The sequence below is a fragment of the Arcobacter acticola genome, assembly GCF_013177675.1.
In the GTDB taxonomy this organism is placed as follows: Bacteria; Campylobacterota; Campylobacteria; order Campylobacterales; family Arcobacteraceae; genus Aliarcobacter; species Aliarcobacter acticola.
This window is the reverse complement of sequence record NZ_CP042652.1, coordinates 2,820,598-2,834,887: the sequence shown is the minus strand read 5'-3', so window position 1 is coordinate 2,834,887 and position 14,290 is coordinate 2,820,598. Positions and strand designations below refer to the sequence as shown.

The 14,290-nt window shown below is 29.1% G+C and carries 15 protein-coding genes; 8 read left to right on the top strand and 7 right to left on the bottom strand.

Going from position 1 to position 14,290, the window contains the following annotated elements; translation table 11 throughout:
• Position 1: 1 nt before the first annotated feature.
• From AACT_RS14485 to AACT_RS14475, 3 genes are read left to right on the top strand one after another with little or no spacing between them, the layout of a single operon-like run.
• The gene (locus AACT_RS14485) at positions 2-514 is read left to right on the top strand and encodes a YfcE family phosphodiesterase (protein WP_172128072.1); all 513 of its coding nucleotides are present in this window, start codon (positions 2-4) and stop codon (positions 512-514) included.
• Positions 504-1,373, top strand: coding sequence for a biotin synthase (locus AACT_RS14480; protein ID WP_172128070.1), 870 nt, complete (start codon positions 504-506; stop codon positions 1,371-1,373). The genes AACT_RS14485 and AACT_RS14480 overlap by 11 nt, the downstream gene beginning before the upstream one ends.
• 8 nt (positions 1,374-1,381) lie before the next feature.
• Positions 1,382-2,542: a cation:proton antiporter gene (locus AACT_RS14475; protein ID WP_172128068.1), complete on the top strand. Its 1,161-nt coding sequence runs from the start codon at positions 1,382-1,384 to the stop codon at positions 2,540-2,542.
• On the opposite strand, the gene AACT_RS14470 is transcribed toward AACT_RS14475, so the two are convergent.
• The 7 genes from AACT_RS14470 to trmA all read right to left on the bottom strand — a co-directional run bounded on the left by AACT_RS14470 (position 2,516) and on the right by trmA (position 8,930).
• Positions 2,516-3,283, bottom strand: a complete 768-nt coding sequence (locus tag AACT_RS14470; RefSeq protein ID WP_172128066.1) for an AMIN domain-containing protein — start codon at positions 3,281-3,283, stop codon at positions 2,516-2,518. The two genes, AACT_RS14475 and AACT_RS14470, sit on opposite strands and share 27 nt — an antisense overlap.
• Positions 3,280-3,513: an FtsB family cell division protein gene (locus AACT_RS14465; RefSeq protein WP_228720499.1), complete on the bottom strand. Its 234-nt coding sequence runs from the start codon at positions 3,511-3,513 to the stop codon at positions 3,280-3,282. The genes AACT_RS14470 and AACT_RS14465 overlap by 4 nt, the downstream gene beginning before the upstream one ends.
• Before the next feature lie 18 nt (positions 3,514-3,531).
• Complete coding sequence (gene eno / locus AACT_RS14460) at positions 3,532-4,806, bottom strand: phosphopyruvate hydratase (protein WP_172128064.1); 1,275 nt, start codon at positions 4,804-4,806, stop codon at positions 3,532-3,534.
• A 151-nt stretch (positions 4,807-4,957) separates the two neighbouring features.
• Positions 4,958-6,007, bottom strand: coding sequence for a recombinase RecA (gene recA, locus AACT_RS14455; protein WP_172128062.1), 1,050 nt, complete (start codon positions 6,005-6,007; stop codon positions 4,958-4,960).
• A gap of 96 nt (positions 6,008-6,103) precedes the next feature.
• Entirely contained in the window at positions 6,104-6,304 is a 201-nt protein-coding gene (locus tag AACT_RS14450) for a hypothetical protein (protein ID WP_172128060.1), read from the bottom strand.
• Positions 6,305-6,428: 124 nt separating this feature from the next.
• Positions 6,429-7,628, bottom strand: a complete 1,200-nt coding sequence (locus AACT_RS14445) for a flagellin N-terminal helical domain-containing protein (protein WP_172128058.1) — start codon at positions 7,626-7,628, stop codon at positions 6,429-6,431.
• A gap of 177 nt (positions 7,629-7,805) precedes the next feature.
• Positions 7,806-8,930 (bottom strand): tRNA (uridine(54)-C5)-methyltransferase TrmA, encoded by a 1,125-nt coding sequence (gene trmA / locus AACT_RS14440; RefSeq protein ID WP_172128056.1) that lies wholly within the window; start codon positions 8,928-8,930, stop codon positions 7,806-7,808.
• A 158-nt stretch (positions 8,931-9,088) separates the two neighbouring features.
• Between trmA and AACT_RS14435 the strand changes: the two genes are divergently transcribed.
• Genes AACT_RS14435 through glmU form a run of 5 tightly spaced genes read left to right on the top strand, consistent with a single transcriptional unit; the run spans position 9,089 to position 14,286 of the window.
• Positions 9,089-9,259, top strand: coding sequence for a hypothetical protein (locus AACT_RS14435; RefSeq protein ID WP_172128054.1), 171 nt, complete (start codon positions 9,089-9,091; stop codon positions 9,257-9,259).
• A gap of 21 nt (positions 9,260-9,280) precedes the next feature.
• Entirely contained in the window at positions 9,281-9,406 is a 126-nt protein-coding gene (locus AACT_RS14430) for a type II toxin-antitoxin system RelE family toxin (protein WP_172128727.1), read from the top strand.
• A gap of 3 nt (positions 9,407-9,409) precedes the next feature.
• On the top strand, positions 9,410-10,981 hold the full coding sequence (locus AACT_RS14425) for a helicase-related protein (protein WP_172128052.1): 1,572 nt from the start codon (positions 9,410-9,412) through the stop codon (positions 10,979-10,981).
• A gap of 57 nt (positions 10,982-11,038) precedes the next feature.
• Entirely contained in the window at positions 11,039-12,973 is a 1,935-nt protein-coding gene (locus AACT_RS14420; RefSeq protein WP_172128050.1) for an ankyrin repeat domain-containing protein, read from the top strand.
• Between the two features lie 14 nt (positions 12,974-12,987).
• Positions 12,988-14,286, top strand: a complete 1,299-nt coding sequence (gene glmU, locus AACT_RS14415) for a bifunctional UDP-N-acetylglucosamine diphosphorylase/glucosamine-1-phosphate N-acetyltransferase GlmU (RefSeq protein WP_172128048.1) — start codon at positions 12,988-12,990, stop codon at positions 14,284-14,286.
• Positions 14,287-14,290: the final 4 nt, after the last annotated feature.

Below are 14,290 nucleotides of genomic sequence, written 5' to 3'. Positions count from 1 at the left end.
TATGAAGATTGGAATTTTATCGGATAGTCACCTAAAAAGTGACTATACCAAAGAAGTAATTGACTTCTTAAAAGAGATTAATAGTGAGTATCTAGTTCATGCTGGAGATTTATGTATTGAAAAAAATCTACAACTTTTAGAAGAGTCAAAACTTAAATATGTTTCAGTATTTGGAAATAATGATAGAAATTTACTTCAATTATCTTCTAAGTATAATATAAAACAAGAGCCCTATTATTTTCAAATAAAAGATACAAAATTTAAACTTATGCATCTACCATATTATCTTACCCCTGATAGCGATGTGGTGATTTTTGGACATACTCATATGTTTGAGCAAGATTATAAAAATAAGACACTTTTCGTAAACCCAGGAGAAGTCTGTGCTAGAGAAAAGCCTTTCATAGAGTGCGTTCAACTAGAGATTAAAGAAAATGAGTATATAATCTCACGTTACTTTAAAAAAATCAATGAAAAAAATTTCAAGAAAGAAGAATATATATATGAACGATAATGAAGAAATATTTTTATGTGCTATTTGTAATGTTGAAAGTGGTACTTGTAATGAAGACTGTAAATTCTGTACACAAAGTGTAAGATACAAAGCAGATATTCAAAGATATACATTAAAAAGTATTGAGCAAATTTTAACAGAAGCTAGAAGTGCAAGAGCAAATGGTGCTGTTGGATTTTGTTTAGTTACTGCTGGACTTGGTTTAACTGAAAAGAAAACAAAGTTTATTGCTGAAGCTGCAAGAGCTATTAAAAAAGCAGATTTAGGTCTTAGATTAATTGCATGTAATGGAACTGCAACTGTTGAGCAATTAAAAGAATTAAAAGCAGCAGGTGTTGATAATTATAATCATAATTTAGAAACATCAAGAGACTTTTATCCAACAATTTGTACAACTCACTCTTGGGATGAGAGATATCAAACATGTTTAAATGTAAAAGAAGCTGGATTAAAACTTGTTTGTGGTGGAATTTTTGGAATGGGTGAAACGCAAGAAGATAGAATTTCAATGATTGAAGCTATAAATTCACTTGACCCTATGAATGTTCCTTTAAACTTTTTCCATCCAAATGCAGCTTTACCAATAGTTGAAAATACTATAAGTAGAGAAGAAGCTTTTGATTTAATTACCTTAGCAAGAAAAATGATTCCAAATGCACATAAAATAATGGTTGCAGGTGGAAGAGAGTTAATGTTTGGTGATGAGCAATATGAAATATTCAAAAGAGGGGCTAATGCCTTTGTTATTGGTGATTATTTAACAACTGCTGGAAAAACTCCTAAAGATGATGTTGAAGCACTTGAATCATTTGGTTATAAAATAGCTAAAAACTTTCATGTAATGCCAGACGAGAAGTAGGAAATTTAATGAGTGAAGAAATATTAATAATTATATCAATATCACTAATAATATTTACTTCTCCATTAGTATCTAAGCTTTTAAAACTACCAACTATTCCTGTTGAAATTATGATGGGAGCAATAGCTGCGTATTTAGCTTTTATTGTTGAGCATCCTATTTTCCACCTTGTTGCTGAACTTGGATTTTTATATTTAATGTTCCTTGCAGGACTTGAAATAGATTTGAAAAAACTTCTGTCTATTTCTCCTTCAATGCTGAAAAAATCTCTTTTATATAATGTGGTTTTATTTGGCTGTTCTATTCTTATAACCTTATATTTCGAACTAGGATATATATTTATAGTAATTCTACCTCTTATCTCCATTGGAGTTCTAGCAGCTCTTAAAAAAGAGTATGGTGATACTGAATGGATTAAAATAGCTTTTATTGTAGGACTAATTGGTGAGATATTATCTATCTTTGCTTTAACTACAGTTTCTGCTGGATTAGAGTTTGGAGTAGGAATAGATTTTTATAAAACAATGGCTTTATTTATTTTGTTCTTGGTTTCGATGATTTTAATTTACAAATTGTTTCATAATCTTATTTGGTGGTTTCCAGAAATTAAAAACTATTTAATGCCACATGAAGATCATCAAGAACAAGATATAAGAATCTCTATGGCTATATTCTTCTTAATGATCACAGTTATGATGTATCTGCATTTAGAAATAGCCTTTGGAGCATTTATCGCAGGTATATTTATTACTACATTTTTTGAAGATCATAATAAACAATTACCGCATAAATTAGAGCATTTTGGTTTTGGTTGGTTAGTTCCTATATTTTTTATATCAGTTGGGGCATCACTTGAGATTGAAGCAATTCTTAATTGGGATTTAGTAAATAAAGCTTTATTAATAACACTTGCAATGATTGTGATTAGATTATTAGCTTCGCTATTATTTGTAAAAGAGATGGGATGGAATAAGTTCTTTATGTTAGGCCTATCACACGCAATGCCATTAACTTTATTGATTGCGGTATCTACAATCGCATATAATAACCACTCTATAACCCAAGAGTATTATTATGCGTTTATTTTAGCTTCTATCTTAGAGGTATTACTAGTTATGGTAATTATAAGAATAATTACCAGCTTAGTTTATTTTAGAAATAGTAATTAAGTTACTCTCATATTTAACATCATATTTAGATGGTTTGTCAATTAATTCAATAGCAACTCTGAAATAACCTTCATTTTTGTGATTACCAATAGTGATTTTTTTGTAATTTCTTGAATCAATGTCATCTTTTTTAGTTAAAAAATTGATTTTTGCTTTATAGTCAATAATAATTTTATTTTCTTTTATGATAGAAAACTTTTTAGAAACTTCATGATCTGTATGAATGATTAATTTATTATCATTAAATTCTATTTTTAGAAATGACAATAATTGTTTGCTAATTAATTCATCTTCATCAATAACATCAGGTCTAGGTTTTACATAAACCACTTGCGTAGGCTCTACTGCTTGAGTTTTTGATAATTCTTTTTTAACTATTTCTTTAGTTTTTTGCTCAGTTTGAGATTTAGTTTTTTGAATCATTGAGTCAACTTCTTTTTTTGAATAAGTTTTCAATGCAGGAGGAGTATCTTTTATAATAGGGGCAATTCTATTTACAGCTTCTTCAACTTTATTTTTATTTGCATCTGGATTTAGGCTTGTTACCTTTGACATTTTTTCTTGCATTTCTTTGATGTATTGAGCTTCTTGAGCAGCTTCTAATGTCTTGGGAGTTTCATTTATTTCAAAAATCTTAGCTGATGCTTCTTCGTATGCATCTGTAACTGCAAAGGGATTTTCTCTTGCATTTAAATTTATTGATAGAATGATTGTTAATGTAAATAAGAATAAAGTTTTCATTGTTGTTCTGGCTCCAAATTTTTTAATTCAAAATACTCTTTTTGCAAATAAGCATTTTCTCTTTGTAATCGTAGAATTTCTCCCTCAAGATACTCTTTTTTATATTTCAATGAATTATAAACTTGTAAAGAGTTATCTCCAAAGAGAACATTAACTGCATGATAAGAGAAAAATATTGTAATAATTAATGATATAAATACTATTAATATGAATTTTTTATATGCAGTCAATTGTTTTATCTACTCTTATTATTTTTTAAAAGGCTCTGACCCTAAATATTCAGCATAACCAACTTCTGCACCAATTTCAAGAAGTCTATTATACTTAGCGATTCTATCACTTCTAGCTGTACTTCCTGTTTTAATTTGTCCACAGTTTAAAGCAACAGCAAAATCAGCAATAAACGCATCTTCACTTTCACCTGATCTATGTGACATTACACAGTTGTAGTTATTTCTTTGTGCAAGTCTTATTGTTTGCATAGTTTCACTTACTGATCCAATTTGATTAGGTTTAATTAAAATTGAGTTTGCGATACCTTTTTTAATACCTTCACTTAAAATAGAAGCATTAGTAACAAATAAATCATCTCCAACTAATTGAACTTTATCTCCAAGAACATCAGTTAATATTTTCCATCCATCCCAGTCGTCTTCACTTAATCCATCTTCAATAGATACGATTGGATATTTTGAACATAAATCAGCATAATATGCTACAAGTTCAGCAGAAGTTAATTCTCTGTTTTCTGATTTAAGTACATATAAACCTTTTTCATTAATAAGTTCAGATGCAGCAACATCAAGTGCAATTGCAACTTGCTCACCAGCTTTATATCCTGCTTTTTCAATTGCAGTCATAATAACTTGAATTGGTTCTTCGTTTGATTTTAAATTTGGAGCAAATCCACCCTCATCACCAACAGCTGTACTTTCACCCATTGCATCAATAACTTTTTTTAAGTGTTGATAGATTTCAGCAGTTGCTCTTAAACCTTCATTGAAGTTTTCAAAACCAACAGGCATAATCATATATTCTTGAAAATCTACAGAGTTATTTGCATGCTCACCACCATTAATAATATTAAACATAGGTACAGGCATAGTCATTGCATTTGCTCCACCTAAATATCTATATAATGGAATTTGTAATGAAGCAGCAGCAGCCCTTGCAGTAGCCATTGAAACACCTAATACTGCATTTGCACCAAGATTTGCATAGTTGTGAGTTCCATCAATATCTTTCATTGTTGCATCAATTTCAGCTTGATTGAATGGACTTAAACCAATTAGTTCATTTGCAATTGTTGTATTAACATTTTCAACAGCTTTAAGAACACCTTTACCTAAAAATCTATTATCACCATCTCTTAGTTCTAATGCTTCTCTTTTTCCAGTACTTGCACCACTTGGTACAATAGCACTACCTTTTGTCCCATCACTTAAAATAACTGTTGCTCTTACAGTTGGATTTCCTCTTGAATCTAATACTTCATCAGCGTATACATTATCGATAAATACCACTTAAGTCTCCTATATTCATAATTTTAATGATTATAGCTAAAAAAAATTTGTTATTTGCTTTTGTAGGTTTTGTAGAGTGTTTTTTGTAGATTATTTTAAGAGAAAAGGGAATAAAAATTCCCTTTTGTTAATAAATTATTATTTTAGTTTTCTATTCTTCAATTTCTGATTCATCTTCAAGGTCATCTGAAGTGCTACTAATTAAAGCATCGTTAATTCCCATTGACTCTAAAATTTTTCTTTCAATCTCAGTTGCTATTTCTGGATTGTCTTTTAAGAACACTTTTGAGTTTTCTCTTCCTTGACCAATTTTCGAATCACCGTAAGAGAACCAAGCTCCAGCTTTATCAACGATATCAAGTTTAACACCATAATCAACCAATTCACCAGTTTTTGAGATACCTTCTCCAAACATAATATCAAATTCAGCTAATTTAAATGGAGCAGCAACCTTGTTTTTTACAACTTTTACTTTAACTCTATTCCCAATTGAATTTTCACCTTGTTTAAGTGTAGCAATTCTTCTAATATCAAGTCTTACAGATGAGTAAAATTTAAGGGCATTTCCACCTGTCGTTGTTTCTGGACTTCCATAACCTGTCATTCCAATTTTCATTCTGATTTGATTAATGAAAATAACCGTACAGTTCATTTTATTTAGTAAACCAGTGATTTTTCTAAGAGCCTTAGACATAAGTCTTGCTTGAACACCAACTTGTTGGTCATCCATATCTCCATCAATCTCTACTTTTGGAGTAAGAGCAGCAACCGAGTCAATAACTACTAAATCAACAGCACCTGATCTAATAACTGTTTCAAGTATTTCTAAAGCTTGCTCACCAAAATCAGGTTGTGAAACAAGTAAATTATCAGTATCAACACCTAAATTTTTTGCATATACAACATCTAAAGCATGTTCCGCATCAATAAATGCACAAACACCACCAGCTTTTTGACACTCTGCTATTGCATGTAATGTTAATGTAGTTTTACCAGATGACTCAGGTCCATAAATCTCAATAACTCTTCCTTTTGGAAGACCACCAACACCAAGTGCTAAATCAAGTCCTAAAGAACCTGTACTAATAGTTTCAGTTGGAACAACAACTTTGTCTCCAAGTCTGATTAAAGTACCTTTACCAAATGTTTTATCTATTTGTTTAATTGCTAAGTCTAATGATTTTTTTTGATTCTCATCCATAATATTTCCTATGTTGATTTTATTTCTTATTTTTTATGAGGGAATTCTAGCAGTTTTTTTATGAAGGGTAGATTTATATTACAAATTGCAATATTTTTATTTACTTTCTTCTTGAGATATCTTTTCAATACTCTCAATAGTCTTAATATGAGCATTAACTCTTTTTTTCATAGTATATGTTTTTATATGCTTCGCAAGAATTTTTGTATATTTTTTATAATTTCTTGAATCTTTCTCAAATAAAGCTAATTTTTTTTGTATTTTTATAATGTCTTGGGGGATTGTGTTGTTTTGCATATATAACCTTATTTTAAAGATAATGCTATTTTAACTAAAAACGACTTTAACTTTTAATTTATTTTAAACAAAAAAAAACCTAAGCCAAAAAGACTTAGGTTTAAAAGTGTTTTAGTAAAAATTATTATTGTAATAATTTTAAAACATTTTGTTGAACAGTATTTGCTTGACTGATTGCATATGAACCAGCTTGAGAAATAATGTTTTGTTTGTTGAAGTTTGCAGATTCTTCCGCATAATCAACATCTCTAATAATAGATTCAGCGGCACTTAAATTAGTAGACTGAGTCATTAAGTTTCTAACAGCTGATTCAACTTGGTTTTGAGTAGAACCGAATTCAGATCTTAAACTATTTAATCCATCAATAGCTCCATCAACTACTGTTTGATAATCTTTTGCAACAGCAGAAGTTAAAGTATCATTTGCTAGATTCGCTGAAGTTAAACCAGAAAGAGATTTTCCTACTGAAGAAGTATTTTCATATCTTACATCCGCAGTTCCCGCAGTAAGAGTAACAGCAGGACTTGTACCACCAGCAGTAATACCATGACTTGCAGTATCTACATTAATCAATGCAATCATTGCTGTTCCTACAGCGTTTTCTACAGCAGTTGTACCATCAGCAGCAATATCTGCTGCAGTTACAGTATATGAATAAGTGTAAGTTTCATCAGATGTTGCTGATTTAATTTGAACTGATGCAGTATCTCCAGCAGCCCATGTCCCTCCACCATCACCAAATGTTATAGTGTCTACTTGAGCAGTCGACGTGTTAGCTCCTGTTGTATGAACTAATGTTGCAGTTAAATTATTTGCAGCACTACCTAAACTACTTGTATTTGAAGCAGATGATGGTTTTGCAACAATTGTATCTGTTGCCCCTTCTCCTACTTGGAATGAAAACGAATTTCCATTTAATAAATCCATACCATTATAATTAGTTTGTTCTGCAATATTATCAAGTTGAGTTAATAATTTTTGAACATCATTTTTGATAGCTTCTCTACCTTCTGCAGAAGTAGTATCAGTTGATGCTTGAATTAATTTAGCTTTAATAGTATCAAGAATAGTTGATTGTTCAGCCATTGATTTATCAGCAATTTGAAGTAAAGAAACTGCTGAGTTACCATTTGCAACACCTTGATTAATAGAAGTTACTTGAGTTCTTAGTTTATCAGCAATTGCTAAACCAGATGCATCATCAGACGCTTTGTTTATTTTAAGACCAGTAGAAAGTTTTTCTAATGAACTTGAAAGAGTGTTATTTGTGTTTTTTGATGCTTCTTGAGCAGTAAGAGATGAGATATTTGTATTGATAATCATAATAAATCCTTTTTATATATGACGACATTGTGATTTTAAATCACTTCCGAAAACCTTCTTGCTTCTTTTTTCAAAGGCCCAAGCATAGAGAGGAAAGTTTTTCTTCTCTTCGGAACCCATTGGTCCCTAATCTTTATACTGAAAGTATTACATACCATTTCTTAAAATTAGATTAAATTATCTAGTCTTTTTTAGAATTATTCCACTTTCTATATGATTTGTATAGGCAAACTGATCAAATAGTGCGAAGTTCACTATTTCATGGGTTTTTACTAGTTCATGTAAATCTCTATGTAGTGTTTCTGGATTACATGATATATATATTATTTGCTCAAAATCTTTTGCCAGTGCTCTTGTGATATCATCAAGTCCAGCTCTAGGAGGGTCCATAAATATGGTATCGAAGTTATAATCTTTTAGATTTATATCTTTTAGTCTTTCAAAAGTTCGTACTCCTTGAAGTCCTTGTACAAATTCTTCTGCACTCATTCTAATAAAATCTATATTTGAGATATTGTTTAACTCACAGTTTCTTCTTGCTGATTTTATAGAGGTTTTTGAGATTTCAGTTGCTAGGACTTTATTGAACTTTGTAGAAAGTGGTATTGTAAAGTTTCCACCACCACAGTAAAGTTCGCATAAATCTTTTGAAGAGTCTTGGATATTATTTAAAACCCATTCAATCATATGAATATTTACATTTGTATTTGGTTGAGTAAATCCACCTTCTTGATATTCAAAATTATAATCTTTGTTGTTTATATTTAGTTTTTCTGAAATCAAATCTTCACTTATGATTTGTTTTTGTTTTCTACTTCTTCCTATGATTTTGATATTTACTTTGCTTTCAAGCTCTTTTGCAAGAATATTCCATGCCTCACCTAGTTTTCTATGGTAAATCAAAGTTACAAGTAGGTCATTTGTTGTGCTTCCTAGAAATTCAACTGCGAAAAGTTTGTCTTCAAGCTCTTTTTCTTTACTTATAAGTTCTAAAAGTTTTGGCATAACTTCTTGAATATGAGGACTTACTATTTGACATGAGTCTATTTCTAATATATTTTTATTAAAATCATTCATAGCATATGAAATAGTATGATTTCCATTTTCATCATTTTCCCACCAAATTCTAAACTCTGCACGATTTCTAAAAGCTTTATCTTCACTTTTTATAATGTCAAAATCCATAGATGTAAAGTTTGAAAATCTTTCTTTTTCCCTTTGTATTTTGAAGTCTAGTTGCTCTTCATAGTTTTTATCATATAGTGTACATGAAGCACATTTACCAAAATATTCACAATTCATTATTTTCCTTGAAATTAGGTTCTACAATTATTAGAACCATTGTTTTTTCTATTTCTTTTATTTGGAATTATATTGAATGAATGGTATTTGTTTTATTAAAGGTAAAAAATCAAGCTTCTTAGATATAATTTAAAAATATTTAAAATGTGGAGAAATTTATGAAATCATTAGTAATAAATATAAAAGATGACACCATTGTTGATAAAGTTTTATGGATGTTAGAGCATTTTAAAGATGATGGATTAGAAATAGTATCAAAAGAAGATATGGAAGATTTGAAACTTTTAAAAGAGACAAGAAGTGAAGAAAAAATCAATTTTAGAACTTAGAAATTACTCAATCTACAAAATATAAAAAAACTTACAAATTTTGAACCAGCTTATAGACTTAGAATTGGTGATTATAGAGTTCTTTTTGATGTTGAAGAAAATATTATAATTATAGGTAGAATTTTACATAGAAAAGAAAGTTATTAATAAATGAAAGAAAATTGGCAACAACAACTACAATCACTATTAAATTGTGATTTAAAAACCTTATATCCGCTAGCTAGAAGTTTAAATAGAAAGCTAGAGTTTTATGTTGGACCTACAAATAGTGGTAAAACATATAATGCAATGCAAAAATTAAAAGAGGCAAACTCTGGACTTTATTTAGCACCTTTGCGACTTTTAGCACTTGAAGGTTATGAAGATTTAAAAGCTTCGAATCTTGAAGCTTCACTAATCACAGGTGAAGAACAAATGTTAAATGAAGATGCAGCTCATGTTTGCTCTACAATTGAAATGCTAGATTTTGATTTAGATGTTGATGTGGCTGTTATTGATGAAGTTCAAATGCTTGATGATATAGATAGAGGTTGGGCATGGGTAAATGCAATTATTGGATGTCCTGCTAAAAAAATCATTATGACAGGAAGTGTAAATGCACTTGATGCTGTTAAAAGAATAGCTGCATATTTAGATGAAGATTTAGAGATAGTAAAACACCAAAGAAAAAATGAACTAAAAGTTTTATCAAAATGGACAGCTTTAGATAAACTAGAAGATGGAACTGCCTTAATAGCATTTTCAAGAGCAGATGTTTTAAAACTAAAACATAGACTTCAAAAAAACTATACAGTTTCAGTTATCTATGGAAATTTATCACCTGAAGTAAGACGTGATGAAGCACAAAGATTTAGAGAAAAGAAAAGCCAGATTTTAATAGCAACAGACGCAATTGCGATGGGATTAAATCTTCCTATTAAAACTATTTTGTTTACAACAGATACAAAATTTGATGGTGTTAGTAAAAGAAAAATAACAGTAAATGAAATCACTCAAATAGCAGGTCGTGCAGGGCGTTATGGTCACTTTGAAGCAGGGTTTTTAGGTGCCACCAGAAGAGATGTTTTAGAACATATTAAAGTTGAGTTTGAAGCTCCAATAAGAACTATAAAACCACCTTTTAAAGTAAAAATAAATGCAAATCAACTAGAGGCTTTAGCCGCACATATTAAAACAAATTCTTTAACAAAAGTATTAAAGTTTTTTGCTGATAATATGTATTTTTCAGGACCATTTATAGCTGCAAATATTTCATCTATGATAGAAGCTGCAAAAATTGTTGATACAAAATTTAATCTAAAACTTGATGAAAAATATCTTTTAGCTCAAGCTCCCATTACTGCTAAATCAAATATTATTATTCAAGCTTATGATGCTTATATTGCAAGTGTTATTAAAAAAAGAGTTTGCCATTATAAACCATCTATTACTTTGCCTAAAAAAGCTATTACTCAAAGGGATTTATTACTAGTGGAAGATGAAGTAAAAAAAATATCATTGTATTTATGGTTATCTTACAAATTTCCTCAACTTTTTCCTGACCATGATAAAGCATATATTTTAAGAAATTCTTTTAATTCATTTATAGAAAAATCATTAAGAGGAAGTTTAATTCAAGAAGAAATACCTAGAAAAACTTTCCCAAAAAAAACATATACTGATCATAAAAATGAGAAAAATGATAAAAAAAATTATAAACCAAGAAGAAGAAAAGCAATTTAATAAAAAATTAGCTAAAATATAAGACTTAAACAAAGAAATATAAAAGGAATATCTATAGTGTTTGGATTTTTTAAAGTTAGTGAGGATCTTTTTTATAAAGAGCTACTATCAGATGATATTGATATTAATAAAATCCAAAAATATATAGAAAAAGGTATTGATATAAATAAAAAAGATGAAAAGGGAAGAAGTATCCTTTTTATACTTAGTGCAAAAAGAAAAATAGATGCAATAAGAATTTTATTGAAAAATAATATCAATATAAATATAGAAGATAGATATGGAAGAACAGTTTTAGATGAAGCTGCTTTAAGATCAGATGGAATAATGATTAGATTTTTTCTTGATAATGGTTTTGATATTAACCGTAAAAATAGTATGGGTCGAACAATTCTTCAAGATGTTGCCTTAGAAGGTGACTATAAAATATTTCAAATTTTAATGAATAATCGACCTGATTTTAATATAAAAGATAGTTATGGAAAAACTGTATTATTTGATGCAGTTGAAGGCCAAAATATCAACATCATAAAAGATGTTGTAAATAATGTTGATAGTTTAAATATCCTAGATGAAAACTACCAAACAGCACTTTTTAAAGCAGTTTTAAAAGATAATATTGAAATAGCAAAACTTTTGATAGTTCATGGAATAAATGTAAATTTCTTGGATAAAGATGGTCAAAATGTACTTTTTAATACTATTTTACAAGGTTCAAAAAATATTCCTATTATAGAACTTCTAATGAAGAAAGATATAAATATGAATATTGTTGATAATAACAACAAGAATGTTCTGGATGAGCTTTTGTATGTTCATGATTTACAAAAAAATACTTCAAAAGAGTTAGATGGTAAATATAAACTAATTACCCCTGAAAAAGAGTATTTGCCTTTAGCCTTAATGTTTATAAACAATGGATTAGATATTGATAAGATACACGAAGATGGTAAAACAACACTTCAAATTGAAATAGAAAATAAAAACTTTGCAAATGTAGAGTTTTTGGTTAATTGTGGTGCTGATTTAAATGTTGTCGATGAAAATGATAAGAATATAATTTATAAAGAGATTTTAAAGGGATATTCAAACTATCAAATGATAGACTTCCTTGTTTCAAAAGGTGCTTCTTTAGAAGCTAAAGATTTAGATGAAAAAACAATTTTTGATGATATTATAGAAATAATAGCCATTACAAAAGGTTTTAAAAAAGTAAATCCAGTCTTAGCAGCTTTTATAAAAGAAAATGAAAAATATGATGTTCTTTTAAAGAAAATATTAACATATAGACCGAATATTGAAGCACAAAGATTAGATGGCAAAAATATTTTATTTGATTTAGTTACATACAATGATTTTGAAACATTAAAAATGATTATAAATTATGGTGTCAATCTAAATATTAAAGATAAAAGAGGATCAACACCATTAATGTATATGGTTGAAGAAGGCTTGAAAATTAAAGATAAAAAAGAAAGAGAATTTTTTATTGAACGATTAGTCTATTTTTTAAAATATAGAGTTAGTGTTGATATTCAAGATGTAGATGGAAGAACTGTTTTACATAAAGCTGTAATTGCAAATGACCTAACGGTTGTTGAAAAGCTTTTAACAAAAAAAGCTGATTTAACAATTACAGATATACATGGAAGAACAGCTCTTCATCATACCCAATGGCATGGGAATTATAAAATTGCAAGATGGTTAATAGCAGCAGGTGCTGATATGAATCAGCTTGATAATAGTGGATTTACATTATTAAATTATGCAGCTATTTTTGGTCATGTAAGACTTGTTATTGCACTGATTGCATCTGGAGTTCTTATGTATAATAGAAATTCAAAGAATAGAAAAGTAGCACAATTTTTTAAAGATAGGGAAAATAATTTAGAGAAATTGTTAGTTACAAATACAAACGATTTAAAAATGCAAAAGGCATTAGAAGAAGTTGTAGAAAATCTAAAAAAAGAAATTAATGAAGCACTAATATAAAAAAGGAAGAAAATATGTTTAACAAATCAATTATAGTTTTAGCAGCAGGTGCAGGAACAAGAATGAAATCTGATACTCCAAAGGTATTACATAGAATTTCTGGGAAACCAATGTTATATTATTCAATAAAAGAGGCTTTAAAATTAAGTGATGATATTACAGTGGTTTTATTTCATCAAGCAGCACGAGTTCAAACTGAGATGGAAAAATATTTCAAAAATATAAACTATGTTATTCAAGACCATGCAAACTATCCAGGAACTGGTGGAGCTGTTATGAATATCACTCCAAAATATCCTAAAGTTTTAGTTTTAAATGGAGATATGCCACTTATTCAAGCAAGTGAATTGGAAAAATTTGACATCGATGCAACTATTGTAATGTCCGTACTAGAACTTGAAAGTGCTGATGGCTACGGAAGAGTAATTATTGAAAATGGAAATGTTAAAAAAATAGTTGAACAAAAAGATGCAAATGCGCAAGAGTTAGCAATCACAACTGCAAATGCAGGAATTTATCAATTTGAAACAAAATTCTTACTTGAAAACTTAGCAAAGCTAAATAATAATAATGCACAAAAAGAGTATTACATCACAGATTTAATTGAAATGGCAATAGAGCAAGGAAAAGTTTTAAAGCCACTTGCTGTAAATGAGGAGAACTTCAAAGGGGTTAACTCAAAAGTTGAATTAGCTGATGCTGAGGTTATTCATCAAAATAGAATAAAAAAAGAGTTCTTAAAAGCTGGTGTTATTATGAGATTGCCTGATACTATTTATATAGAAGAGGGTGTACAAATTGAGGGTGAAAGTATTATTGAAAATGGAGTATCTCTTTTAGGTAATTCAAAAATCATAAATTCACATATCAAAACAAACTCTGTTGTTGAAGACTCAATTGTAAGAAATAGTGATGTTGGTCCAATGGGAAGAATAAGACCTGGTAGTGATTTAAATAAAACACATATTGGAAACTTTGTTGAAACAAAAAAAGCTATTTTAAATGGTGTAAAAGCAGGTCATTTATCATATCTTGGTGATTGTACTATTGATGAGGGTACAAACATAGGTTGTGGAACAATAACTTGTAATTATGATGGGATTAATAAACATCAAACAATTATTGGTAAAAATGTATTTGTAGGAAGTGATACTCAGTTTGTGGCACCTGTTAATATCGAAGATGATGTATTAATAGGAGCTGGCTCAACGGTAACTGGAAATGTAAAAAAAGGTCAGTTATTTTTAACACGTGCAAAAGCAAAAACTATTGATGGTTACTTTTACAAACATTTTTCAAGTAAAAAAAAGTAGAAAA